This is a genomic window from Ferrimonas sediminicola, assembly GCF_005116715.1.
GTDB classification, from domain to species: Bacteria; Pseudomonadota; Gammaproteobacteria; order Enterobacterales; family Shewanellaceae; genus Ferrimonas; species Ferrimonas sediminicola.
On record NZ_SWCI01000003.1, the window covers coordinates 236,060 to 259,578 of the forward strand.

Consider the following 23,519-nt stretch of genomic DNA (forward strand, 5'->3'; position numbering starts at 1 on the left):
TCTCCCCGTTATTTGGATGCCATCTGGGTGATCTCCTGGGCCACCACGGTGGCGCCGGGACGGACCTTCTGCAAGCCTTCGGTGATCACCTTGTCTCCGGGCTGAAGACCGGCGGTAATGCGCCACTGATGGTCAATGGCCTCGGCGGTGGTCACCACCCTGGCCTCCACCTGGTTGTCACCGTTGACCACCATGGCCACCCCCTGTCCCTTGGGGTTGCGGGTGACCGCCTTCTGCGGGACCAGCATCGCCTGGGGATCGGTGCCCACCACCATGCGGGAGCGGACAAACATGCCGGGCAGCAGCAGGCCGTCCGGGTTCGGGAACTCGGCGCGCAGGCTCACCGAGCCGGTGCCCTCATCCACGGTCACCTCGGCAAACTTCAGGGTGCCAGGGTGGGCATATTCGGTGCCATCCTCCAGCACCAGGGTGACCTGGGTGGTGTCGGACTGGGTCAGCTTGCCCGAGGCCAGCTGGGACTTGAGTTTGAGCATCTCGGTGCTGGACTGGACGATGTCCACATTGATGGGATCCAGCTGGGAGATCTGCGCCAGGGGCTGTCCCTGGTTGGCGGTCACCAGGGCTCCTGGGGTCACCGCCGAGCGGCTGATGTGGCCGGAGATGGGGGCCGCCACCCTGGTGTAACCCAGGTTGATCTCGGCCTGGTTGATGGCCGCCCTGGCCATCTCGACGCTGGCCTTGGCCTCCATCCAGGCCGCCTGGGCCAGATCCAGATCCTGCTTGGAGATGGAGCTGGTGTGGATCAGCTCCTTGTAGCGGTTGTAGGTGGCTCGGGTGGAGAGCTCGCTGGCCTTGGCCCGCTCCAGATCGGCCTTGGCGCTGATCAGGGCGGCCTCGTAGGGCGCCGCATCGATCTGATACAGGGATTGTCCCGCCTCCACCATGCCGCCCTCGACAAAGCTGCGGGCGGTGATGACGCCGCTGACCTGGGGACGCACCTCGGCGTTGAGGTAGGCGCGGCTGCGCCCGGGCAGCTCAACGGTAATGGGTTGGGCGTGGGGGGTAACTGTGACCACATTGACCTGGGCGGCCCTTGGGCCTGAGGGGCTCTGGGCTGCGGGCTTCTCGTTGCCACAGGCAGACAGAGAGAGGGCCACGGTTACTGCCGTGGCCAGCGTCAGCGAATGCCGCATCTGGACTCCTAGTTTTACAAAAGACGGTGCAAGCCCTGGAGCGGGCCGAATATGCAGTTGGGACAGATTAGGGTGATATTTATCTCATACTTTCCACCTGTATAACAAGAATTCATTTTGCGACAAAGTGTAAGAGATTAATCCAGGGTAAACCTCGGTGTTTCGTCTGGCTGGAGAGCTCGGGGCCTGCCGGCGGTTTCGAATCCATTGCGAATGCTTCTTTTATTAAGTAATTGATGTCAATGAATTTGCTTTTGGGTGTTGTCGGTTTGGACCGGAACGGCGCCGGTCAGGGTCATGGTTGTTCAAATTCATTTTTCTCCCGAGTGAAGTGACGGGGTTATTACCACCATAATGGATTATTAAAATTGGTTCAGTTCCGGTTCAGTTGGGAGGATTGCTCATATTTAGAAATAGGTTGTCAATATGTCACCGGGCTATTTCAATTCTTCGATGGGTGAGGGTCGGGATTATCGTCTCGTTGTGTTTTTTGTTGCCACAGGTTAGCCTGGACTCCCGGGTTTGAGGAGACACACCATGTCAGCCATCCAAAGCGGCAGCCAGTTGATCCGCCAGAGCCAGGCGCATCTGGAGAGGGAGGCGCATACTCTTGCCACCCTGCCCCTGGAGCAGAGGTCGCTCCCGCCGGGGTCGGCCGCCCAGCCCTCGCTGGAACAGAGCCTGCTTTCTGCTGCCCAGGCCCCACTCTACGCTGCCGCCGGGGTCACTGTCCTGCGCCGAAGTGATGCGATGCTGGGGAACCTGTTGGATACCCAGGCCTGAGGCCTCCTGCCGCCGGATGCGATCCACTCCACAAAAACGGCCCTTTCTTGAGCCGGTGTTCATATATTAATCGTTGGTTACCAAAGTTTTTGAATTGTTGGGTGTTGTTCTCTATATTGCCCGGGTTTTTCCTCGGGGAAAGCCGTGCCTCTCCCCAAGGTGAAGCGCTCAACTATAAAGAAAATGGCGGGGCCCAACCTGCCTGTTGTATTAAGGTAACCCTACAATGAGAAAGACCACCCTGGCGCTGGCCCTGCTTGCGTCCATGCCCGCGTTTGCCCAAAGCCCCATCCAGTGGTGGGACGCCAGTGCCACCCTGCTTCATGGTGAAGAGTACGATCTGGCTCCCTCCCACCGTCAGACCACAGTGACCCTGGAAACCGCCGGTGGCTGGACCTACGGTGACTGGTTCGCCTTCTACGACATGATCGACTTTAACGGCACCAGCGAGTCCGCCACCTATGGCGAGATCTCCCCCCGTTTCAGCTTCGGCAAGATCTTTGGCAAGGAGCTGGCGGCCGGTCCGGTCACCGATCTCTCCCTGGCCCTGACCCAGGAGTTTGGTCGTGGCCCCGTCGAGGCCCTGCTCTATGGTGTGGGTGTGGATCTGAAGGTACCTGGTTTCACCTACCTGCAGTTGAACACCTACAAGCGTGACCCCCAGAGCGGCAACAACCTCAGCGAAGGCTGGCAGCTGACGCCGGTGTACCGCTTTGACATCCCCGTGGGCAATGCCGCCCTGGTGGTGGATGGTTTCATCGATTGGGTATTCTCCTCCGACAACGCCGCCTACGAAGAGAATCTGCACATCAACCCGCAGATCAAGTATGACCTGGGCCGTTCCCTGTTTGGTGAGTCCAAGGCCAACAGCCTGTTCATCGGCATCGAGTACGATTATTGGCAGAACAAGTATGGTGTTAAGGACATCGACCAGAGCACCTACTCCTTTATCGTGAAGTACCACCTGTAAGGGGCAGCACGATATGCAGAAGGGGCCATCTGGCCCCTTTTCTTTTATGCACGCCCTATGTCAGTCTGAGGCTGAGCGGAGGAATATCATGATAAAGATCGATCTGTTTGGCAAACCGATGGTGGTGATGCGCCAGGGCGAGGAGTGGCAGCTGTTTCGTGAATCGGAGGGCGGCCTGCGCAGCCGGGTACACGAGGTGGTGTTTCCGCCGGAGATGGCCGAGTCTGAGCTGTGCAGTTACCTGGACGACCTGTTCCATGAGTACGCCAGTGAGCGCCACCCCAGGGTGACGCTCAGAGAGTAATTCGGGGCCCTCGAGCCCCTTCTCTGTTATTCCACCTTCTCCAGCGCCTGGGCGATGTCGGCGATGATGTCGTCGATGTTCTCGATGCCCACCGACAACCGCACCAGATCCTCGCTTACCCCCGCCTTGGCCAGCTCCTCGGCACTGAGCTGCCTGTGGGTGGTGGTGGCCGGGTGGCAGGCCAGGGATTTGGCGTCGCCGATGTTCACCAGCCTCAGCACCATCTTCAGGGCGTCGATAAACTGGGCGCCGGCTTGGCGACCGCCGCGGATGCCGAAGCTGAGGATCCCCGACGCCTGTCCGCCGCAGAACCGCTGACAGTTGTCGAAGTGGGGGCTGGCGGGCAGGGCGGCGTAGTTGACCCATTTCACCTTGAAGTGATCCGACAGGTAGGCCGCCAGCTTCTTGGCGTTGTAGCAGTGGCGCTCCATCCTCAGCCCCAGGGTTTCCAGCCCCTGGAGGATCAGGAAGGCGTTGTGGGGGGAGATGGCGGCGCCGGTGTTGCGCAGGGGCACCACCCGGCAGCGGCCGATAAAGGCGGCCTCGCCCAGCGCCTCGGTATAGACCACTCCATGGTAGGAGGGATCCGGTTCGTTGAGGATGGGAAAGCGCGCCTTGTTGGCCACCCAGTCAAACTTGCCCGAGTCGACCACGATGCCGCCCACCGAGGTGCCGTGGCCGCCGATGTACTTGGTCAGGGAGTGGATGACGATGTGGGCGCCATGCTCGAAGGGGCGGCACAGGAAGGGGGTGGCCACGGTGTTGTCGACGATCAGTGGCACCCCGTGCTTGTCGGCGATGTCCGCCAGGGCCCGCAGGTTCACCACGTTGCCCGCCGGGTTGCCGATGGACTCGCAGAAGATCGCCTTGGTGTTGGCGTCGATGGCGGCGTCGAAGCCGTCGACATCGTCGGCGTCCACCATGCGCACCTCGATCCCCTGCTTGGGCAGGGTGTGGGCGAACAGGTTATAGGTGCCGCCATAGAGCTGGCTGGTGCTGACGATGTTGGCGCCCACCTCGCACAGGGTCTGGATGGCGTAGGTGATGGCGGCCATGCCCGAGGCCAGGGCCAGGGCGCCAACGCCCCCCTCCATGGCGGCGACCCGTTTCTCCAGCACGTCGGTGGTGGGGTTCATGATGCGGGTGTAGATGTTGCCCGCCACCTTGAGGTCGAACAGGTCGGCCCCATGCTGGGTGTCGTCAAAGGTGTAGGAGGTGGTCTGGTAGATGGGGACCGCTGCCGCCTTGGTGGTGGCCTCTGGCTCGTAGCCGTGGTGCAGTGCAAGGGACTCCAGCTTCATGCTTCTACTTCCTATTTTCTCGGGATGAACCGATTACTTTATCACCAATTTGGTGCATATAAATAGTCAAATTAGTTAAATAACTATCTAAATCGCTTATGGGAAACAGAGCCTGGATCGCTGTCACCATCTGATTATTACTATCGTCTACCCAAGATATCACCCCGCTTGTCTCAAGCGGTGAGTGCCGGGCTAGTCTGTTGCTGACATCCGGAAATGACCGCAGGGAGGGAGCACTCACAGCTGTTCCCATAAAAAAACCGGCCAAATGGCCGGTTCTTTTATGGGGTTGGACGGCTTAGCCGGCCAGCACCTGGGTCACCCAGGGCAGCATCTGCTTCTTGCGGCTGAGGAAGCCGGCGAAGGTCAGGCTGTCGCCGTTGGCGGCCTGGAGGGTGTCGGCCAGGGGGCCGGCCACCAGCAGGCGGGTCTCCTCGGTGCGGATGTTGGTCAGCATCAGCGCCGCCAGATCCAGGCCCTTGTCGGCCACCCGCTGGTCCATCAGCGTCTGCATCTCCTCGAGGGCGTGCTCCACCTGGGCGTAGTCGGCCAGCTCCAGCTGACCCAGGGTGGTGGAGTTGCCGGCGATCTCGTAGTTCTTCACGTCCTTGTCCAGCAGCGCCTCGGTGGACAGCCCCTCTACGTTGGTCTTGGCAGCCAGCAGGTCGGACAGGAAGGATTCCACTTCGACACCGGCCAGGGGAGCCAGCAGCTCGACGATCTCGGCATCGCGCTCGGTGGTGGTGGGGGACTTCAGGCCCACGGTGTCACTCAGCAGGGCGCCCAGCATCAGGCGGGCGATGGGCTGGGTGATCGCCACCTGGTGGATGGCGAACAGTTCGAACAGCACCGACGCGGAGGAGCCCAGGGGCATCAGCCAGGCTTCCAGGGGCGCGGCGCTGGTCAGGGTACCCAAACGGTGGTGGTCGACGATGCCCACCAGGTCGGCGTCGTTGATGTCGTCGGGGGCCTGTTCCGCTTCGCTGAAGTCCACCAGGTAGACCTGCTCGCCCTTCAGGGGTTTCTCCAGCAGCGGCGGCAACTCGGCACCGGCGAAGTCGAAGATAAACTGGGTCTCGCGGCTCACTTCGCCCAGGCGAAAGGGAGTCGCGTCCTTGCCACGGGCGGTCAGCCAGTGGGCGGCAATCACGGCAGAGCTGACGCAATCGCTGTCTGGGCTCTTGTGGCCAAATACGTTGATCATGGGGGATCCTTTTCACTACAGCGGCCCCTAGGCGGGCCAGTTCCGGGTAACGAGGCGGCTACTATAAAAACCCCCGCCAGGCGTGTAAAGCCCGGCGGGGGAAAACTCGCCATGACCGTCGGAGACGGGCCGCTCCGGGGCGTCCCATGACCGACGGCCACACCGCTGCGGAGGCCCAACCCTGACTTTGGTTATTGAACGGCGCTTTTATATAGTCATTTGGAATATAACAGTCAAAATGGCGTTTGATGGGGTCGGGCCGCGAGACCATGATAATGCCCTGGACAGTGCAGAGGACAGAGCGATGAAACAGGGGGCATTATGGCTGTTGTTGCCGCTAATGGCGGCGGTGGCACTGACCACCGAGGGTGTGGTCAGGGCGGGCCTGGAACTGCTGGGCTTCCTGGTGGTGCTGGCCCTGGTCCTCAGCCCCTCAGGCGAGCAGATAGAGGAGTGACAGCGAGCTGATGGTCAGCCACAGGCCGACCCCCAGCATCAGCGGGCGGGGGCCCGCCTCCCTGAGTCTGCGGGCGGTGATGCCGCACCCGATCAGAAACAGACACACCACCAGCAGGCGTTTGCTGGCCCAGAACACCCCCTCCCAAATCGGCGCCATCTGCGGCAGCAGATGGGCCACTCCAATGGCCAAACAGTAGTAGAGGATAAACATCGGCACACTGAGCTTGCGGCTGTGGCTGCGGAAGGCGAGGGCACTGATGAAGGCCACCGGGATGATCCACAGGGCTCGGGCCAACTTGAGGGTGGTGGCGGTGATCAGTGCCTGGTCACCGTAGGCGCCGGCGGCCCCCACCACCGAGGAGGTGTCGTGGATGGCGATGGCACTCCAGATGCCGAACTGCTCCTGGCTCAGTCCCAGCAGATGACCGATAGCGGGAAACAGGAACAGGGCCACGGAGTTGAGCACAAACACCGTGGCCAGGGCCAGCGAGACCTGCCTGCTGTCGGCGTCGATGGCGGGGGCAACGGCGGCGATGGCGCTGCCGCCGCAGATGGCGGTCCCCGAGGCGATCAGGTGACCGGTCTTGCTGTCCAGTTTCAGGGCCCGGGCCATCAGGGTGCCCAGCAGCAGGGTGCCGAAGATGGTCACCACGATCACCCCCAGTCCGGCCCGGGTGGCCTCAATGGCCTGGTCCAGCTGGATGCCGAAGCCCAGACCGACGATGGAGAGGGCCAGCAGCTTCTTGGCCAGGGCGCCGGTGTTGACCCCCTGGGGGATCGCTCCGAGGCTGGCGGCCACGATGCCCAGCACCAGCGCCATGGGTGAGCTGATCAGCGGCAGCAGGCAGGCCAGGGCGGTGAGCCAGAACAGGGCGTGCAGCGGCCGGGAGAACAGTTTGGGGCTGGGGTGTGACATCAATGGGCTCTCGCTAGTGAAAGGCGCTCAGTATAAGGGGCTGGCTTGGCGGTGACGAGATCCCGATCACGCTTTTACCCTCTTTTGCCCCTGAGCAGGGCGGGGCCGCGCGCCGTCGCCGGCGGATGTAGCGCCCTCTGGAGAAAAGTTGCGGTTTTGTGGCTTTTGTCGGTTAGGCAGGTCTAAACGCTGATTTGTTAACTTTTTACTGGCGCTTGAAACGGATTCTGGTTAGGCTTGAACACTTAACACATAGTTACCCGCCCTGGGTAACGGTAGAGGCGCATCGCCTATCAGTATCTCGTCTTAGGGTGACTCCCGAAGAGGTCGAGAGAAAGGAGTCGATGCCGAAGTGGCAGGGGCGTCATCCCCGGTCGCTGGGGCTGTATCGAACAGGTGCAGCACTGCCATGGTAAATCCCAAACGGACCTTGGGGATTAAATTTACTGTGGAGCGCTACTGAAGGACGGCGTCGCCTGATCTCTACGGGTGGCGTCCGCGACCTGTCGTCGCTGTCAGCAGCCTCCATCGTACCTATAGACAAAGAGACACGATGGCTTTAATCAGTTACGCCGATTCGGCACTATCCATTCTTCCGCCCGTGGCCGCCATTGGCCTGGCAATCCTGACCCGCAGGGTGCTGCTCTCCCTTGGACTGGGTATCGTCCTGGGCATCGCCATGCTGGCGGATTTCTCCCCTGCCGTGCTGCTGTCCGAGCTGAGCGCACGGGCCACCGGCCTGGTGTGGGAAGGGGAGGGGGTTGCCAGCTGGAACCTCTATACTCTGGGTTTCCTGATGATCATGGGGATGCTGATGGCGCTGATCTCGGTCTCCGGCGGTACCCGCGCCTTCGCCCACTGGGCCCGCAGGCGCATTCGCGATCGCCGGGACGCCCAGTGGATGACCCTGTTCCTGGGGGCGGTGATCTTCATCGATGATTACTTCAATGCCCTGCTGGTGGGCAATGTGGCCCGGCCGGTGACCGACCAGTACCGCATCTCCCGAGAGAAGCTGGCCTACTGCATCGACTCCACCTCGGCGCCGGTGTGCGTGATCTCGCCCATCTCCACCTGGGGGGCGTACATCATGTCGCTGCTGGCCGCCCTGCTGGCCACTCATGGCCTGAATGAGGTCACCGCCCTGTCGCTGTTCGCTCAGATGATCCCCTTTAACCTCTATGCCGTCACCGCCCTGGCGTTGCTGATCTGTGTGGTCTATTTCCGCCTTGATGTCGGTCCCATGGCGGAGGCGGAGCGCCGAGCCCAGGCGGGGCAGCCGTGGGACGAGGCCAAGGGTATGCCCGCCGGTGAGGACCTGGGGCTGGAGCAGGTGCGCGGCGGCACCGTACTCAACCTGGCCGGTCCGCTGCTGCTGCTGGTCAGCCTGGTGGTGGGACTGATGCTGTTCTCCGGCGATAGGGCGCTGCACGCCATGGGCCACGCTTTCGGGCTCATTGCCGCCCTGGAGAACGCCGACGGGGCCTGGTCCATGGTGACCGCCGGCAGCATCACCCTGGTGATCACCGCCCTGGGGATGATCGCCCAGGGAGTGTCGCCCGTCCTGATTGGCCGGGCCGCCGTCAAGGGGGTACACTCCATGTTGCCGGCGGTCTACATCCTGCTGATGGCGTGGACCATCGCCGGGGTGATTGCCGACCTGCAAACCGGCAACTACCTGGCCGGGCTGGCGTCCGACAGCCTGCCCCAAACCCTGCTGCCGGCGTTGGTGTTCCTGATCTCGGCCGCCGCCGCGTTTTCCACCGGCACCAGCTACGGCACCTTCGCCATCATGTTGCCCATTGCCGCCAACATGGCCCTGGCTCTGGAGCCGGCACTGCTGGTGCCCGCCCTGTCCGCGGTGCTGGCCGGCGGGGTATTTGGCGATCACTGCTCTCCCATCTCCGACACCACCATCCTCTCCTCCACCGGCTCCGCCTGCCACCATATGGACCACGTGGCCACCCAACTGCCCTATGCGCTGGTGGCGGCCGCCCTGGCGCTGGCCGGCTATCTGGTGCTGGGCTTTACCGGATCGGTGGCCGCCGGACTGCTGATCAGCTGCCTGGGACTGATGGTGGTGGTTGGCCTGCTGCGCCGCCGTGAGGGTGGAATGAATCACTACAGAACCGAAGGGGCTTGATATGGATTTCTTTAACTACAGTGACGGTCAGTTGATGGCCGAGTCGGTCTCGGTGGCGCAGGCCGCCGAGCGTTTTGGCACCCCCTGCTACCTCTACTCCAGGGCCACCATCGAGCGCCACTGGCACGCCTTCAGCGATGCCATGGGGGGCCGGGAACACCTGATCTGCTATGCAGTCAAGGCCAACTCCAACCTGGCGGTGCTCAACCTGATGGCCCGCCTGGGCTCCGGCTTCGACATCGTCTCCGGCGGCGAGCTGGCGCGGGTGCTGCAAGCGGGCGGGGATCCGGCCAAGGTGGTGTTTTCTGGTGTCGGCAAGACCGAAGCGGAGATGCGCCAGGCGCTGCGGGCGGGGATCCTCTGCTTCAACGTGGAATCGGAGGCGGAGCTGGAGCGGCTCAATCGGGTGGCGGCGGAGTTGGGGGTGTCGGCTCCGGTGTCGCTGCGCATCAATCCGGACATTGACGCCAACAGCCACCCCTATATCTCCACCGGACTGAAGCAGAACAAGTTCGGCATTCCCTGGGACCGGGCGGTGCCAGTCTACCAGCGGGCCGCCCAGCTGGAGCACCTCAGAGTGACCGGCATGGACTGCCACATCGGCTCCCAGTTGACCGAGGCGCGCCCCTTCGTCGAGGCGCTGGAGCGACTGCTCGGGTTGATGGATCAACTGGGCGACGAGGGGATCGAGTTGGAGCACCTGGACCTGGGCGGCGGCCTCGGGGTTCCCTACACCGATGAGCGGCCCCCCAGCCCGGCGGAGTATGTGAAGGCGTTGCTGCCCAGCCTGGGCGACCGCCAACTCAAGCTGATCCTGGAGCCGGGCCGGGCGATCATGGCCAACGCCGGTATCCTGGTCACCAAGGTGGAGTTCCTCAAGCGGGGGGAGGATCGCGATTTCGCCATCGTCGATGCGGCCATGAACGACCTGCTGCGTCCCAGCCTCTACGGTGCCGTCCAGCCGATCGTGCCGGTGCAGCCCAGGCAGGGAGAGGCGCGGCTCTATGACATCGTCGGTCCGGTGTGTGAAACCGGGGATTTCCTCGGTAAGGAGCGCCGCCTGGCCCTGGCCCCGGGGGATCTGCTGGCGGTGCGCGGCGCCGGTGCCTACGGCTTTACCATGGCCTCCAACTACAACAGCCGTCCCCGGGTGGCGGAGCTGATGGCCGACGGGGAGCGGTTACACCTGATTCGAGAGCGGGAGCCCATGGCCCAGTTGTGGCAGGGGGAGCGGCTCCTGCCGGAGTAGCAGCTTCGTGGCGAGTGAGACGATAATAAAGGGCTGTGCCTGAGTTAGCTGTTGAAGTTAGGCGATGCCTTGGTTTACCGGGCTAGCCCGTGTAATGACACACTCAAACATGAACGGGAACCTGGTGCGCATTTCAACAGACATATATGGACGCTCCTGCAGTTGCAAGACTTTGATGAGATCGGTTTGCGGACATATATCCGGCGTCTGTTTTACCTTCTTGAGGTGGCGCCACAATGTGATCCGAACCTGGCCACCTATACACTGGAACGACATTTCCTGTCGATATGATTTCGGGCTCTTGCCAGGCCGGATAACCGTTTGTTCATCAAGGTATGCAAACTCAAGGTGCGAGGAACTCTCTATACCTCCCTGTGATTACGGGGAGGACGCTTACTTGGTCACTGCGAATGCGTGCGCCAAATCAAACTTGTTACCGCTGACCGTCATGCTCCAGGCAATCCGGGCAAGCTTGTTGGCCAGCGCGACTATCGCTTTACGCTTGCCTCTGCGTACAATCAGCTTGCTCAGCCACTTCCCCAGCCGGTCTGCTCGTTTCGATACGTGGGCGAGAACGGCTCTTGCTCCGTGGTTCGGCAACCCCCTCAGCTGCTTGTTCCCGGCTTTGGTGATACTGCCTGGCCGGAGTTTGCCTCCGGTGCATCGTTGCTTGGGGACTAGGTCACACCAGGCTGCCAGTCGACGACCATTGGAAGAGTGCCGACCATCGCCAACCTCACTGACGAAGGCAGCTGCCACGATAGGACCAAAGCCTGGAATGCTCTGCAACCGCTGATAGCGGGGCTGCAGTTGGCACAGCTGATGAATCTCGTGCTCTACGGCTTCTGTCTCATCATCCAGGGCTTTGAGCTCACTGTGCATTAGCAGATGGCAAGCGCATCATTGGCGTCATTCTTTTGGGCAGACACCATTGGCTTAACGTGTTGCGCAGGGATGAGCTTGACCTGGTAACCCGCTTGCTGAGGCCGTCTCCCCAATAGTGAGAGCGGCCACAGGCCTCCAGGGCCACCAAGGTTGCAGCAGGAAAATCTTGGAGTGTGCGAAACAGCTTGTCTCTTTTGACCTTGCGGCTCCAAAGGACAGAGCCGTCTTCCAGCAATACACACACCTGAAAAACACTCTTGGCTAAATCAATTCCAATGGCTTTAATAGACATGATGGACGTTCCTTTCTGGGAATTACGTTTCGCAACCTAATTCTGGCGCATTTGACGCCGTACTGTAGGGGGGCGTCCATCACATCACCGGACCCTGATTTTCGTCAGGGTGACGATTGTGGGTGTGGTGCAGGGACACCTGGTAGCCAGGTTCAACAGTACTCTGCAGGTTGGTACAGCGTGGATTCAACCCACGCAGTCCCCTCCGGCACGGTCATGCCGGCGCATGCCGGTATCCAGAGGCTGTGTTGGCAAGGGTTTTATGGGGCCTCCAGAATGTGTCCAAACTCGATACTGATTTCGACAGGCGCTGGTTCCTGCCCTTCTTCTGGAAGACGATGTACTGAGTACTGCTGAGCGCGACAAGAGCAAGCTTGGTTGGTGAGCACCAGTTATTTTGACACAGCCTAAAAAAGCCCGCTTGCGCGGGCCTTTTTCATCAGTCGTAGATGGTGGGGATCGGTTGGCGCTTATGCTGGGTGGCCACGTAGATGTCGATGATCCTCGCCTCCACCTCGGGCGCCACCTGCTTGCCCTCCAGGAAATCGTCGATCTGATCGTAGGTCAGCCCCAGGGCGATCTCGTCCTCCAGCCCGGGACGGTTGCACTCCAGGTCGGCGGTGGGCGCCTTGACCACCAGCTGTTCCGGCGCCCCCAGATGGCTGGCCAGCTGCCTGACCTGGCGCTTGTTGAGGCCAAACAGGGGCGCCAGGTCACAGGCACCGTCACCGTGCTTGGTGTAGAAACCGGTGACGTTTTCGGCACTGTGGTCGGTACCGGCGACCAGGCCGTTGGTCAGTGCCGCCACCTTGTACTGGGCCACCATCCGCATCCTGGCCTTGACGTTGCCCTTGGCGAAATCCAGCTTGTGGGTGTCCACCTCCTGGATCCCCGCCTGCTCCAGACCAGCCAGCGCTTCCTCATTGATGCTGTCCACGCCGGCCTTGATGTTGATGGTGATCTGCTTGCTCGGCTGGATAAAGCGGCAGGCCATCTGCGCCTCATCCTCATCCTTCTGTACTCCGTAGGGCAGGCGTACCGCGATAAACTGATAATCGGGAATCGTTTTGCCCTGGTTGAGACCGTCCACCGCCAGTTGGCACAGGCGTCCGGTGACGCTGGAGTCCACCCCACCGCTGATCCCGAGAACCAGGCTCCTGCACCCCGACTCCTCGAGCTTGCCCTGGATAAAGGCGACCCGGCGCTGAACCTCAACTTCAGGGTTGATAACCGCCAGTACTCTCATCTCTTTAAGGATCTGTCCTTTCACTGTGTGCTCCGTTGGCAGGCTGGTTTGACCCAGTTAATTTAACATCGCCTCCCCCAGGGGGAAAGCGTTGCCGGCGGCAGCCGCCGCGGTTTGGGCGGGGTCAAGGGGGGAGAGGCAGGCTGCTATGGTAGGGCCGTCGTTTTGTGTGGGCGGGCGCCCTACGGCAGGAAAACGGCGCATGACCACCGTCACAAAAGGGCGCACGGGTGCATCAAGATTATTGATGCGCCTCATCAGCAAAACTGCGGGATTTAGCGGGCGCTGGGCAGGCGAGAGAGCAGCTGCTTGGCTTCGTGGCGGATGCATTCACGCACCGGATTGTCGGCCGAGTCCGCCCGCCAGATAAAGGAGAGGGTGCGTGCCATATTCAGTCCCGGGACCTCCAGGGCGACCAGCTCGCCGCTCTCCAGCTGAGCCGCCACATCCAGATAGGGCAGGCAGCTCAGGTAGTAGCCCTTGGTGACCATGGTGCGCAGCACCGGCACATGCTCATACTCCCGCCATACGTCCAGATCGGACACCAGGCCGTGGATGGCACTGTCGAAGATGCGCCGGGTACCGGCTCCCTGCTCCCGCAGCACCCACTTGGCCTGCTCCAGCTGGGCGGCGCTGATCTGCTTCTGGCGGGCAAAGGGGTGGTGCTTGGCGGCGACGATCACCAGGTGGTCATCGCACCAGACCTCATGACAGATGCGGCTGTCGTCGCAACGCCCCTCGATGATGCCGATGTCGTACTGGTAGTTGAGCACTCCCTCGATCACCTTCTGGGTGTTGTGCACCGTCAGCTCGATGCGGATCTCCGGGAAATCGCCGTCGATGCGGCTGATAAGCTCCGGCACCAGGTGTTCGGCGGCGGTCTGGCTGGCCGCCAGCTGGATCTCCCCGCTGATCAGGTGCTGATCATAGAGCCCCAGCTCGATCTGCCTGGCATCGTGCAGCAGCTGCTTGGCCCTGGGCCGTAGCCAGTTGCCCCAGTGGCTAAGAACCATGCGTTTGCCCTGGCGCTCAAACAGCGGTCGCCCCAGAGACTTTTCCAACTGAGACAGAGACATACTGGTTGCAGATTGAGTCAGGGAGAGGGTCTGCGCGGCTTTGCTGACACTGCCGAAGTCGGCAACAGCATTGAACACCGCCAACTGTTTAAGGGAGAAACGCACCTTGATGGCTCCGGTTCGAAGTTAGTCCAGTTCATCCGGCATTGAACCACAGTTAACTCAGATTATAAATTTCACTGAATAAAACTGGAGGCCACATCAATAAATTGCTCCTCTTGAGAGGAAATATGTGAGAAACAATAGGAATTAGAAAGAGGTTTGTCGTAGAGGAAGCGGCGCCCTGCCTGGGAGTTGCGGCGCCGCCTGCAACAGGAGGTGCCCTATGCCCCAATCTCTGAGTGTCGCCAATGTCATGCATGATCCCGAACTGGTGCTCCATCCCGACACCGACGCTGGCGATGCCCTGGACAAGCTGCTGCAGGCTCGCCTGGGCGCGGCTCCGGTGGTGGATGCCCACGGCCGGCTGGTGGGGGTGCTCAGTGAGCACGATCTGCTGCTGGACCTGTGGTATCACGACTACCAGCCTGAGCAGAGCGCCCAGGTTCGGGAACTGATGCAGCGCAAGGTCACCGTACTGACCCCCAGGGACGATCTTCTGGCCCTGGCCGAACGGATCTGCATCGATCCCAACACCCTCTACCCCATCGATGGCAATGGTTGTGCCGTCACCCTGAGCACCATGCCGTTGAAGGAGCGGGCCCGCGCCGGCCGGGTCTGGCATCCCAGGCACTTTCCCGTGGTGGAGGAGGGGCAGCTGGTGGGGATGGTGAGCCGGCGCGACCTGGTGGGGGCGCTGCGTCACCTGTATCGCCACCGCGCCCACTGAGCGGCCGGGCTCAGGTCTCGATGCCGAGCACCTGGTAGGCTGGGGTTTCGTAGGGGTGGGCCTGTTTCAGCGCCGCGATCACCTCGGTCTGCAGCGCCGCCTGGAACACCAGTTCCACCTTGAACTCCGGCTCCCTGTGCACCTGTTGGCCGCTGTGAACATAGGGATCCGCCCCCTCAATGGGGCGGAACTGACCCATCCCCTCGGCATACCAGCAGCAGCGGTCGTAGTGGCCGATGCGTCCGGCCCCGGCGTGGAACAGCGCATCCAGCACAGGCTCCAGGTGGGCTTTGGGAACATAGAACTCCAGTTTTTTCATGGTGATTTTCTCGTTGGTCATGGCTCTCCCCGGTTCACTTCGAAGGGCGTTGTTACCGACTCCTGAGACCGATGTTGCCGCTCTTTTCAGTTTGACACGTCCTGCGATCTCCGGCCAATCCGGGAGGGGCGGCGGCGCCCGCCCGGAGGGGCAAGGGGGCGTTGACGACGGTTTCCCCCGTTTTTGGTGTCCGGACCACTGATTGTTTGCTGTACACCGTCAGAGGCCATGGACGGCAGGGGCGAGGGGCGCCACAAAAAAGGGGGGAGGCTCAGGCCTCCCCCCTTGGCTTATGCAAGGATGACGCTTAACTGGTGTACATCTGACCGGCGTACACAACGAAGTGACGCAGGGCCATCACGCCGATGATGGTGCAGCTGGCCACGGTCACCAGGAAGGGCTTGCTGTGCTTCCAGGACTTGGGGGCGAAGATGCTGGAGAGCACCGGCACGCCCAGGCCAATACCGACCACGCCCACCCAGAACACCTGGGCCCAGGTGCCGTCACTGATGGCCGCCAGGGCCGCCTGGGCGGCGGGACCGGAGAAGTTCAGACCGACGAACAGCAGCACCAGCAGCATCGCCTCGTTGAAGGCGACCGGGTACTCGATGCGGTGAACCTGTTCGATGCAGTCCGACGGCTTCTTGCTGAAGAACAGGGTCGCCACCAGGATGTTACCGGCGGAGCCCACGCTCAGCGACGAGGCCAGGAACAGACCGGGCAGCACCGCGGTGTTCAGGATCGGGTAGCTGATCAACGCCGACAGCAGGAAGCCTGTGTAGACGCCGACGCCGATGGCCAGGGCGAAGATCAGCTTGTTCAGGCCGCCTTCGATGGCGCGGAACACGGTCATGATCCCCTTCAGCGCCGGTATCGCCGCCACCAGGGATTTCTCAAACACCAGGGCGGAGTAGATGAACACCAGTGGAATGTAGGCCAGCAGCAGCAGCACACCCCAGGCCATCACCGAAGTGAGGTTGTAGTTCAGCAGGATGATGTAGAACTCCCAGGGCTTGGTCAGGTCGAGCACCAGCAGCCCCATACCGGCGACGATGGCCAGCGGACCGATGACCGCAGAGGCCTTGATCACCGGTAACCCTTCCACCGGCAGGCCGCGGCTCTGTTTGTACCAGCGCAGGCCGATGGCCACCAGCATGGAGCCGGCGGAGAGACCCGCCATAAACAGGTAGACGGCGATGATCCAGTTCCACACTACCGGATCGTATTGTTCCATGGATCCCCAGAGTACATTCATGCGTTGATCCCTCCCTTCTTGCCGGGAATGCGGTACACACGGGGTTTGGTGCCCAGGTGGACCTTGTCTTGATAGTTGGGCTGGGTATCCAGCAGGCGGCTCACTTCACTGCTTGGGTCGGCGGCATCGCCGAACACCAGGGCGTCGGTGGGACAGACGCTGACACAGGCGGGCTGCTCGCCCCGGGCCAGGCGGGTGTCCTTACAGAAGTTGCACTTGTCCGGCACCCGGGTCTCGGGGTTGATGAAGCGCACTTTGTAGGGGCAGGCGGCGATGCAGTACTGACAGCCGACGCACTTCTTGTCGTTGATGGTGATGATGCCGTCCTCGCCCACGTAGGCGGCGCCGGTGGGGCAGACCTTGACGCACGGAGCATCTTCACACTGCTGGCAGGAGACGCGGTGGTACTTGTAGGCCAGGTTGGGGAAGTTGCCCACCGGACCCTCGATGCGCACCTGCAGGCGGGTCACCGAGTCGGGAATGCCGTTCTCACTGCGGCAGGCCACGTTGCAGGCCTGGCAGCCGATGCACTTGTTCTCGTCGTGCACCATTACATAACGTTTTTTCATGACCATCTCCGATTAGATCTTTTCCACTTTCACCCCGGTGGTGTGCAGGTTCATCCCTACAACCGGAGCGGTGACATGAGGCAGCAGGTTGCCGCAGTGGACGCCCTTGCCGTAGGCCCGGGCCAGCTCCTTGTTCTTGGAGCCAAAGCCCATGTAGGCAAACACGGTGTCGGGGCGGATCCCTGGGGTCACCAGGGCGGTGCCCTCTTCGCTGCCTACGTCGTTGTGCAGACGGATGGCATCGCCACTCTTGATCCCCAGCAGACCGGCGGTCAGCGGATGGATCCACACGGCGTTGTCGGACATCAGGTTGGCCAGGTAGGGCACGTTGTGGGTGGCGCCGTTGGTGTGAATGGCGGTCTTGCCCTGGATGAAGAACAGCTCATCGGCCTTCTTCAGGTTGACCTCGCGGTACTTGATGACGCCACGTCCCGGGGCCATCTTCTCCACCTTGGCGGAGCTCAGCTCAATCTTGCCGCTGGGGGTCTTGAACTTCATGGCGCTGGCGTAGGTGCCATCTTCGTCCAGGGGACGGGCGGTGTCGTACTGGGCGGCGAAGTTGGCGACCATCTCCGGCTCACGCAGCATCAGTGGCTTGCCGAAGCTGACGTAACCCTCCTGCTTGATGCGGCTGAGCAGCTTGGCGTCTTTTTTCACCTGCAGCAGTTGCAGGGTCTCGATGTTGTCCCAGGGGAAGTACTGGCCCAGGCCCAGGGCGTCGCCCACTTGCTTCCAGATCAGCCAGGAGGGGCGGGTGTCCCCGATGGTCTCAACCACCGGCTGGCGCACATAGTAGGCCGGGTTCTTGCCGGACTTGTCGAAGATCTCCTCGGAGCGCTCCAGGTAGGTGGACTCAGGCAGAACCACGTCGGCGTAGGCGGCGGTCTCACTGACATAGACGTCGCAGCAGACGATGAATTCCATGGCGTTCATCGCCTTCACCACCCGGGCGCGATCGGTCATGGTCTGCATTGGGTTGGTGCGGCTCATCACCCAGCCGCGGGTCTTGTAGGGCACCTCGTCCAGGGCAGAATCCAGAATACTCTGGTAGATGCCACCGTTGGACCACAGCATCTCATACTGCTGGTCGACCATGTCGATGCGCTTGGCGGTGGGCTTGGGCATCTCCACCTTGGGTTTTGCCAGGCCCGGAGTGACATCGGCGCCGGCGAACTTGTTGTAGGTTTTGGCTTTCTTACCGGCGTACAGGCCGCCCTTGCGCTCGATGTTACCGATGAGGACGTTGGCGGCGAAGATGGCGCGGCGCATCTCAAACTCTTCGGTGGTGAAGGTGGCGCGGTGACCGAAGTCCACCACAGCATGAGGGGCGGCGGCGGCCAGCTCATGGGCGATGCGACGGATATCTTCGGCGGGCACATCACTGATGGACTCGGCCCACTCCGGGGTGTAGGCGGCCACCTCTTTGGCGAACTCGTCGAAGCCCACCACGTGACGCTCGATAAAGGCCTTGTCGTAGAGGTTGTCCTTGATCAGCACATGACACAGGGCCAGGGCTACGGTGACGTCGGTGCCCGGCTTGATGGCATGCCACTCATCACCCTTGTCGGCTACCACCGAGAAGCGGGGTTCGAACACCACCAGCTTGGCACCACGGTCCGCTTGGGCCTTCATCATGCCGCGGGTCTCGGACATGTTGATCCCTTCGTAGATGTTGTGACCGAAGTTGATGATGTACTTGGAGTTGCCCAGATCCCGCTTCATCTTGGTGCCGAAGATGGCAAAGGCGGCGATCTTGTAGGCGGTGGGACAGGTAGTGCCGTGGTTGAAGGTGTTGGGGCTGCCGAACGCCTTGGCCAGGTGGAACAGGTGCTTGTGATTGGAGCCGGACTTGGAGGAGAAGGAGACGGCTTCGGGACCGTACTTCTCTTTGATGGCACCCAGCTTGTCGGCGATCAGAGCATAGGCTTCATCCCACTCGATCTCCTGCCATTTGCCTTCGCCGCGCTCGCCGACGCGCTTGATGGGCTTGACCAGGCGCTGCTTGTCATACAGCAGGCTGTGGCCGGAACCGCCACGGGCACAGACTGCGCCACCGAAGGATTTGGCGTTGGCATTACCCAGGATGGAGACGTTTTTGCCATTGACGATGCGGGCGGAGATGGGGCAGCGGGTGGAGCACATCTCGCAGATGCTCTTCACCTCAATTGCCGATCCCTTGAGCTCGGTCTGCTCAAGGGCGCCCAGGGTGCCCGGCAGCAGACTGGCCAGAGCACAACCTGCGGTGCTGGCTCCGGCCCCTTTCATAAAGGTTCGCCGATCGAGTTTCATCATGATTCCCCTTTTGGATTTAGATGGGTCCCCGCCTACCGGGTGCAACGGTCGGCGGGAGGGATACTCAGTTGTCAGGATCAGTGTCTGTCGGCCAGGGGAGGGGGGGTATTGTGGTAAACCACATATCAAGCTGATTGGTTAACGCTTTGTGACCCCTTTCTCAGTTCGTTTTTTGAGCGGCATTGTTTGCGGCTTTGTCTATTGTGGTAAACCACATAATTGTTACATCCAGGATAAGAGAGTGATTCTCAATACAAAAAAAGCGCCCAGTCGGGCGCTTTATACCAAGGGGAGGGGATCATCCCTGGCGCTTCATATAGCCGTCGAAGTTGTCGATGTAGTCCTTCATGTTGGCTTCCAGCATCTTGCGGTACTCGTCGATGTAGTACTCCATCATCTCCTCCTTGCGCGAGGTCATCTCTTCGGCGCTGTTAAAGCCGCTGGCGCCGAACCAGGCGTTGTAGCGGGCCAGGGCCCACATGAAGGAGGCGCTCACTTCGCCGGCCTGTACCTGGGGATCCTTGTTGTGATCGTTGGCCAGGTGGATGTGGGCGTTGGCGCGGTCGAAGAACGCTTTATTGGACTCGGACATGGGACTCTCTTCTCTTTGGTGTTGAAGCCACTACGCTAGCAGCTTTGTCCCCGGTTTGCCGGGGACTGGGTAAAAGTTGTGATCAGGCGTCATTGGCCCGGGTCAGGATGATCTCGGCGGTGCAGCCGTGTCCCCCCTCATTATTATGGATGGAAAACTCCCCCTCCTGGGCCTTCACCAGGTCGCTGCAGATGGCCAGTCCCAGCCCAAGGCCGTCGCTCTTGGTGGTGGTGAAGGTGGCCATCATGGTCTGCGGATCCTCGGCGAAGCCTGGGCCGTTGTCTGTGACCTTGAGATGGACCCGTTGTTCATCAAACCACAGCTCGACCAGGATCTGTCCCTGATGACCGTTGAGCTCAGAGATGGCATCGACGCTGTTTTTCAGCAGGTTGATCAATACCTGCTGCATCCCCACCCGGTCTGCCCGGGCGAAGTAGGGCTCCCCTTTTACCTGGGTGCGTATCTGCACCCGGTGGCGCTCCAGCTCCAGCTTCATCAGGGAGATCCCCTCGTCCACCAGGCTGAGCAGGTTGACCCGTTCCAGCACCGTTTCCCGGCGTTTGAGCAGGCCGCGGATGCGCTGCACCACTGCCGCTGCCCGCTGGGACTGCTGGTTTATCTTGTCCAGCAGCGCCAGCATCTCGGTATCCGGCTGAGTCTGGCTGCGCAGTCGTACCAGCCCGCCCTCGCTGTAGTTGTTGATGGCGGCGATGGGCTGGTTGATTTCGTGAGCCAGCCCGGCCCCGATCTCTCCGATGACGGCGGCGCTGTGCAGCCGCTCCAGTTGCACCGCCTTGCGCTTCAGCTCTCGCTCGGTCTCCACCAGGGTGTCGCTTTTCTGGCGGAACTTGAACTCGATCCAGAAGTGATAGAGGGTGGCGATGACAAACAGCAGGGCCAGCACTACCCCCCATTTGCGGTTGGCCTCCATCCACTCCAGCAGCAGCTCCCACTTGCTGATCTCCCGATTCTGGTAGTGGAGGTTGGAGAACAGCTGAATCACCTTGAGCTGGCTGATGGGGGCAGTCCAGCCCAGGGTGCCCGCCCGGATGGCGGCCGGGTGATCCGGGGTCAGCTCGAACAGGGCGCGGGTGATCTGCTTGGTGAGGGTGTAGCTCACCTCCTCGCTGGCGGCGAACGACCAGTTGGGGTAAAGCTGGGTGCTCACCTGGCAGTCGTAGCCGGGCGGCCTGCTGGGGTTGATCACCCGGAACTCCTCGGCGCGGATCACCCCCTTCTCCACCATCTCCTCCAGGGTACAGAAGGGGGTGATGGCGGCGTCGATGTTGCGGTCCCGGACCTGGAAGATCAGCGGCCCCAGCGGGAAGCCGAGAAACTTCACCTCCTTGAAGAAGTCATCGGGACTCATTCCCAGCTTGTGCATCAGACCGACGGTGGCCTGGTAGCCACCCAGGGCGTGACGGCCGCTGGCGGCCACCACCTTGTCCTTGAGGTCGTAGAGGGTGCGAAAGTCGCTGTCGGCCCGGACGATAATGGTGGAGCCGATGGCGTAGGTGGCGCCGTTGTGTTTGCGCGAGCGCATGGTCGCCAGCCAGGAGAGGGGAAACTGGTTGGAGAGGTAGAGATACTGACCCGGATTGGTGACGATGAACTCGATCTCACCTGCTTCCAGGGCACTGTTGAGCTCCTCGAAGGAGCCGGGGCGGACGCTGAATCGGGCCCCCTTCACCTTGGCGGTCAGGTAGTCCATCATCGGCTGCCAGCGCTCCTCGGCCTGGCGATAGCCCCAGTTGGCCAGCACTCCGACCTTCAGGTGCTCCTCCTGCGCGGCCCGTGAGGGGGCGGGAAACAGCAGCGACAGGGTCGTCAGCCACAACCACAGAGTTGCTCGGCGCACGTGTTGATCCAAACTCAATTTCATGATGGTTGTAACATAAGCCAGTCCGGGCCGGATTCAATGTGAAGCGACTCAAAGTTAGGCACTTTGCTATCGCTTATTGGTCGGATCTGAGATATGACTCTTTGAGAAAAGACTAATTCGAGGAAACAGCATGACCCACAACCAGGGAGAGTTGGTGTATCTGGTGGACGACGACGAGGCGATTCTCGACTCGCTGACCTTCCTGATGGAGGGATACGGTCTTCAGGTGCAGGCCTTCAGCCGGGGCGCAGAGTTCCTGGATACGGTGGACCTGGGGCAGCCGGGATGCGTCATCCTCGACAGTCGCATGCCGGAGCTGACCGGTCAGGATCTGCATCAGAAACTGAACGACGCCAACAGCCCGCTGGCGGTGATCTTCCTTACTGGCCACGGGGATGTGCCGATGGCGGTCGAGGCGTTGAAAAACGGTGCCTTCGACTTCTTCCAGAAGCCGGTGCAGGGCCGGGAGTTGCATGAGGCGGTGCAGCGGGGATTGGCCCACAGCCATCGGTTGCATCACGATCTGACCCAACTGGCCCTGCTCAAGGACCTCACCGAACGGGAGCAGCAGGTGTTTCGCCTGGTGATCAACGGCTACACCAATAAACAGATGGCCGATACCCTGTTTGTCTCGGTGCGCACCATCGAGGTGCACCGCTCCAACGTGATGAAGAAGCTCCATGCCAGCAACATGGCGGGGCTGCTGAAGTACTCCTCGTTGCTGGACTCTTTGGAACCTTAGGCCTGGCCGATGCCCGTAAGCTTGCCAAACATCGCCTTCCGGGCGGTGTTTTCGTGTCAGTATCGGCCTTTTTCGAAGCGGTAGCCGCCCAGGGCGGCGCCCCACAGCTGCCGACCCTGGTCATCATAGCCTTTGGTCCAGCGGATGATGCGGTCGGCGTAGATCTCCAGGTCGGTCTGGGCGTAACTGGCGCCATACATGCGGTTGGCACAACTGCCGGCGTCGGTACGCCCGCTGTACCCCTGTGTTTGGCCGTCATAGGTCAGCAGCAGGTTGCACCCGGGACGGGGCAGCAGATCTGAAGGCGTCAGGCCGTTCAGCGGTATTTTCACTCGCCAGGCGCCGGCGAACCGCCTGGGGTCGGGCAGCTCATAGAGGTGAAGCAGGACGCCGGTGGGGGCCGGTTGCAGGCGTAGCACCCGCTGGCGGAAGGGGCGCTCCGGGCGTTTGACCGAAGCGTGCTCGGTGTAGAGCCAGGGACCATCGCGTCGTTCCGGCCAGATGGGGACGATATGAAGGTTGAGGTTGAAGTAGTTATGAAGCTCCCGGGATTGGGATGCGCTGCTGTAGTTGCCGCTCATCCAACTGGCCAGCCTCTCGGTAGCCTCCTCCCCGTGTACACAGGGGGCCAGGGCGAGCAACAGTAACAGGGGGGCTGAGAGCCTCATCGCTATCCAACAGAATCGCTTCGGAATGAAAGAGGATTGTTACATAAATGGGGCAATCTGCGCAGAGGCTTGCGCCTTCGTCGATGCAAATTTGGGCCGCGGCGCACAATTCGCCGACCATCAGAAAAAGAAAATCCCTCGTGCCGGGAAGCGACAAGGGACTGCCGGTGACATGACGTCGGCCTGTGGATGATAAGTCGGCCTATGACGTTGGATTGTTGGACGGCAAAGGGTGCCGGGGCATCAGGCTCACTGACTTCCTAAGGTCCCGGGGCCGGTCATTCTGATGAGCTCAGGAGGGGAAACTCCCGGGTCATGACAGATACCCGCGCCGTTGAATGCAGACAACGACCAATGGATAGTAGCAGAAGAAAATCGGGATAAATGGTCAA

21 protein-coding genes, 1 pseudogene and 1 riboswitch are annotated in these 23,519 nt (G+C 61.4%); of the genes and pseudogenes, 8 read left to right on the top strand and 14 right to left on the bottom strand.

Going from position 1 to position 23,519, the window contains the following annotated elements; all coding sequences use genetic code 11:
• Window positions 1-8 precede the first annotated feature (8 nt).
• Window positions 9-1,154, bottom strand: coding sequence for an efflux RND transporter periplasmic adaptor subunit (locus tag FCL40_RS06920; RefSeq protein ID WP_136852428.1), 1,146 nt, complete (start codon window positions 1,152-1,154; stop codon window positions 9-11).
• Between the two features lie 537 nt (window positions 1,155-1,691).
• Here FCL40_RS06920 and FCL40_RS06925 point away from each other — a divergent pair.
• The 3 genes from FCL40_RS06925 (at window position 1,692) to FCL40_RS06935 (ending at window position 3,211) form a co-directional block, all read left to right on the top strand.
• Complete coding sequence (locus tag FCL40_RS06925) at window positions 1,692-1,937, top strand: hypothetical protein (RefSeq protein ID WP_136852429.1); 246 nt, start codon at window positions 1,692-1,694, stop codon at window positions 1,935-1,937.
• Between the two features lie 226 nt (window positions 1,938-2,163).
• On the top strand, window positions 2,164-2,907 hold the full coding sequence (locus FCL40_RS06930; protein WP_136852430.1) for an outer membrane protein OmpK: 744 nt from the start codon (window positions 2,164-2,166) through the stop codon (window positions 2,905-2,907).
• Between the two features lie 88 nt (window positions 2,908-2,995).
• Window positions 2,996-3,211, top strand: a complete 216-nt coding sequence (locus FCL40_RS06935) for a DUF7661 family protein (RefSeq protein WP_136852431.1) — start codon at window positions 2,996-2,998, stop codon at window positions 3,209-3,211.
• A 26-nt stretch (window positions 3,212-3,237) separates the two neighbouring features.
• Here FCL40_RS06935 and FCL40_RS06940 read toward each other — a convergent pair whose 3' ends face one another.
• Together FCL40_RS06940 and FCL40_RS06945 are read right to left on the bottom strand one after the other, a co-directional pair.
• Window positions 3,238-4,512 carry an O-acetylhomoserine aminocarboxypropyltransferase/cysteine synthase family protein gene (locus tag FCL40_RS06940; RefSeq protein WP_136852432.1) on the bottom strand — a complete coding sequence of 425 codons (1,275 nt, stop codon included), beginning with the start codon at window positions 4,510-4,512 and terminating at the stop codon, window positions 3,238-3,240.
• 298 nt (window positions 4,513-4,810) lie between these two features.
• A complete protein-coding gene (locus tag FCL40_RS06945) occupies window positions 4,811-5,716 on the bottom strand; it encodes a manganese-dependent inorganic pyrophosphatase (protein WP_136852433.1) in 906 nt (301 codons plus the stop codon).
• Window positions 5,717-6,020: 304 nt separating this feature from the next.
• Between FCL40_RS06945 and FCL40_RS18565 the strand changes: the two genes are divergently transcribed.
• On the top strand, window positions 6,021-6,173 hold the full coding sequence (locus tag FCL40_RS18565; protein WP_169307029.1) for a hypothetical protein: 153 nt from the start codon (window positions 6,021-6,023) through the stop codon (window positions 6,171-6,173).
• Here the strand turns inward: FCL40_RS18565 and FCL40_RS06950 are convergent.
• The gene (locus FCL40_RS06950) at window positions 6,150-7,091 is read right to left on the bottom strand and encodes a YeiH family protein (protein ID WP_136852434.1); all 942 of its coding nucleotides are present in this window, start codon (window positions 7,089-7,091) and stop codon (window positions 6,150-6,152) included. The genes FCL40_RS18565 and FCL40_RS06950 overlap by 24 nt on opposite strands.
• A gap of 268 nt (window positions 7,092-7,359) precedes the next feature.
• A riboswitch (Lysine riboswitch) is annotated at window positions 7,360-7,558 on the top strand.
• An 86-nt stretch (window positions 7,559-7,644) separates the two neighbouring features.
• On the opposite strand from FCL40_RS06950, the gene FCL40_RS06955 reads away from it, so the two are divergent.
• Both FCL40_RS06955 and lysA read left to right on the top strand, forming a co-directional pair.
• Window positions 7,645-9,231, top strand: a complete 1,587-nt coding sequence (locus FCL40_RS06955; RefSeq protein WP_136852435.1) for a Na+/H+ antiporter NhaC family protein — start codon at window positions 7,645-7,647, stop codon at window positions 9,229-9,231.
• Between the two features lies 1 nt (window position 9,232).
• On the top strand, window positions 9,233-10,480 hold the full coding sequence (gene lysA / locus FCL40_RS06960) for a diaminopimelate decarboxylase (RefSeq protein ID WP_136852436.1): 1,248 nt from the start codon (window positions 9,233-9,235) through the stop codon (window positions 10,478-10,480).
• A 393-nt stretch (window positions 10,481-10,873) separates the two neighbouring features.
• Here the strand turns inward: lysA and FCL40_RS06965 are convergent.
• From FCL40_RS06965 to FCL40_RS06975, 3 genes and pseudogenes are all read right to left on the bottom strand, one after another.
• Window positions 10,874-11,657, bottom strand: a pseudogene (locus tag FCL40_RS06965) (IS110 family RNA-guided transposase).
• A gap of 439 nt (window positions 11,658-12,096) precedes the next feature.
• Window positions 12,097-12,927 carry an ammonia-dependent NAD(+) synthetase gene (gene nadE, locus FCL40_RS06970; protein ID WP_136852437.1) on the bottom strand — a complete coding sequence of 277 codons (831 nt, stop codon included), beginning with the start codon at window positions 12,925-12,927 and terminating at the stop codon, window positions 12,097-12,099.
• A 251-nt stretch (window positions 12,928-13,178) separates the two neighbouring features.
• On the bottom strand, window positions 13,179-14,084 hold the full coding sequence (locus FCL40_RS06975; RefSeq protein WP_136852438.1) for a LysR substrate-binding domain-containing protein: 906 nt from the start codon (window positions 14,082-14,084) through the stop codon (window positions 13,179-13,181).
• A gap of 220 nt (window positions 14,085-14,304) precedes the next feature.
• On the opposite strand from FCL40_RS06975, the gene FCL40_RS06980 reads away from it, so the two are divergent.
• Window positions 14,305-14,808, top strand: coding sequence for a CBS domain-containing protein (locus FCL40_RS06980; protein ID WP_136852439.1), 504 nt, complete (start codon window positions 14,305-14,307; stop codon window positions 14,806-14,808).
• A gap of 10 nt (window positions 14,809-14,818) precedes the next feature.
• Here FCL40_RS06980 and FCL40_RS06985 read toward each other — a convergent pair whose 3' ends face one another.
• From FCL40_RS06985 to FCL40_RS07010, 6 genes are all read right to left on the bottom strand, one after another.
• Window positions 14,819-15,148: an NGG1p interacting factor NIF3 gene (locus FCL40_RS06985; RefSeq protein WP_229360284.1), complete on the bottom strand. Its 330-nt coding sequence runs from the start codon at window positions 15,146-15,148 to the stop codon at window positions 14,819-14,821.
• A 286-nt stretch (window positions 15,149-15,434) separates the two neighbouring features.
• Window positions 15,435-16,382: an NrfD/PsrC family molybdoenzyme membrane anchor subunit gene (gene nrfD, locus FCL40_RS06990; protein ID WP_136852440.1), complete on the bottom strand. Its 948-nt coding sequence runs from the start codon at window positions 16,380-16,382 to the stop codon at window positions 15,435-15,437.
• Entirely contained in the window at window positions 16,379-16,951 is a 573-nt protein-coding gene (locus FCL40_RS06995; RefSeq protein ID WP_136852441.1) for a 4Fe-4S dicluster domain-containing protein, read from the bottom strand. The genes nrfD and FCL40_RS06995 overlap by 4 nt, the downstream gene beginning before the upstream one ends.
• 12 nt (window positions 16,952-16,963) lie before the next feature.
• A complete protein-coding gene (phsA, locus tag FCL40_RS07000; protein ID WP_136852442.1) occupies window positions 16,964-19,243 on the bottom strand; it encodes a thiosulfate reductase PhsA in 2,280 nt (759 codons plus the stop codon).
• Between the two features lie 298 nt (window positions 19,244-19,541).
• Window positions 19,542-19,835 carry a DUF3144 domain-containing protein gene (locus FCL40_RS07005; RefSeq protein ID WP_136852443.1) on the bottom strand — a complete coding sequence of 98 codons (294 nt, stop codon included), beginning with the start codon at window positions 19,833-19,835 and terminating at the stop codon, window positions 19,542-19,544.
• 82 nt (window positions 19,836-19,917) lie between these two features.
• Window positions 19,918-21,717 carry a sensor histidine kinase gene (locus tag FCL40_RS07010; RefSeq protein ID WP_136852444.1) on the bottom strand — a complete coding sequence of 600 codons (1,800 nt, stop codon included), beginning with the start codon at window positions 21,715-21,717 and terminating at the stop codon, window positions 19,918-19,920.
• A gap of 130 nt (window positions 21,718-21,847) precedes the next feature.
• Between FCL40_RS07010 and FCL40_RS07015 the strand changes: the two genes are divergently transcribed.
• The gene (locus FCL40_RS07015) at window positions 21,848-22,459 is read left to right on the top strand and encodes a response regulator transcription factor (protein WP_136852445.1); all 612 of its coding nucleotides are present in this window, start codon (window positions 21,848-21,850) and stop codon (window positions 22,457-22,459) included.
• Between the two features lie 56 nt (window positions 22,460-22,515).
• Here the strand turns inward: FCL40_RS07015 and FCL40_RS07020 are convergent, their stop codons facing one another.
• Window positions 22,516-23,127 (bottom strand): chromophore lyase CpcT/CpeT, encoded by a 612-nt coding sequence (locus FCL40_RS07020; protein WP_136852446.1) that lies wholly within the window; start codon window positions 23,125-23,127, stop codon window positions 22,516-22,518.
• Window positions 23,128-23,519: the final 392 nt, after the last annotated feature.

Bases quoted from the DNA above. Each gene is read 5' to 3' on its own strand.
- FCL40_RS06935 (WP_136852431.1), top strand. From the start codon at position 2,996: ATGATAAAGATCGATCTGTTTGGCAAACCGATGGTGGTGATGCGCCAG.
- FCL40_RS06925 (WP_136852429.1), top strand. From the start codon at position 1,692: ATGTCAGCCATCCAAAGCGGCAGCCAGTTGATCCGCCAGAGCCAGGCG.
- FCL40_RS18565 (WP_169307029.1), top strand. From the start codon at position 6,021: ATGAAACAGGGGGCATTATGGCTGTTGTTGCCGCTAATGGCGGCGGTG.
- FCL40_RS07005 (WP_136852443.1), bottom strand. From the start codon at position 19,835: ATGTCCGAGTCCAATAAAGCGTTCTTCGACCGCGCCAACGCCCACATC.
- FCL40_RS06985 (WP_229360284.1), bottom strand. From the start codon at position 15,148: ATGACCAACGAGAAAATCACCATGAAAAAACTGGAGTTCTATGTTCCC.
- FCL40_RS07020 (WP_136852446.1), bottom strand. From the start codon at position 23,127: ATGAGGCTCTCAGCCCCCCTGTTACTGTTGCTCGCCCTGGCCCCCTGT.
- FCL40_RS06980 (WP_136852439.1), top strand. From the start codon at position 14,305: ATGCCCCAATCTCTGAGTGTCGCCAATGTCATGCATGATCCCGAACTG.
- lysA (WP_136852436.1), top strand. From the start codon at position 9,233: ATGGATTTCTTTAACTACAGTGACGGTCAGTTGATGGCCGAGTCGGTC.
- FCL40_RS07010 (WP_136852444.1), bottom strand. From the start codon at position 21,717: ATGAAATTGAGTTTGGATCAACACGTGCGCCGAGCAACTCTGTGGTTG.
- phsA (WP_136852442.1), bottom strand. From the start codon at position 19,243: ATGATGAAACTCGATCGGCGAACCTTTATGAAAGGGGCCGGAGCCAGC.
- FCL40_RS06930 (WP_136852430.1), top strand. From the start codon at position 2,164: ATGAGAAAGACCACCCTGGCGCTGGCCCTGCTTGCGTCCATGCCCGCG.
- nrfD (WP_136852440.1), bottom strand. From the start codon at position 16,382: ATGAATGTACTCTGGGGATCCATGGAACAATACGATCCGGTAGTGTGG.
- FCL40_RS06955 (WP_136852435.1), top strand. From the start codon at position 7,645: ATGGCTTTAATCAGTTACGCCGATTCGGCACTATCCATTCTTCCGCCC.
- FCL40_RS06940 (WP_136852432.1), bottom strand. From the start codon at position 4,512: ATGAAGCTGGAGTCCCTTGCACTGCACCACGGCTACGAGCCAGAGGCC.
- FCL40_RS06920 (WP_136852428.1), bottom strand. From the start codon at position 1,154: ATGCGGCATTCGCTGACGCTGGCCACGGCAGTAACCGTGGCCCTCTCT.
- FCL40_RS07015 (WP_136852445.1), top strand. From the start codon at position 21,848: ATGACCCACAACCAGGGAGAGTTGGTGTATCTGGTGGACGACGACGAG.
- FCL40_RS06945 (WP_136852433.1), bottom strand. From the start codon at position 5,716: ATGATCAACGTATTTGGCCACAAGAGCCCAGACAGCGATTGCGTCAGC.
- FCL40_RS06995 (WP_136852441.1), bottom strand. From the start codon at position 16,951: ATGAAAAAACGTTATGTAATGGTGCACGACGAGAACAAGTGCATCGGC.
- FCL40_RS06950 (WP_136852434.1), bottom strand. From the start codon at position 7,091: ATGTCACACCCCAGCCCCAAACTGTTCTCCCGGCCGCTGCACGCCCTG.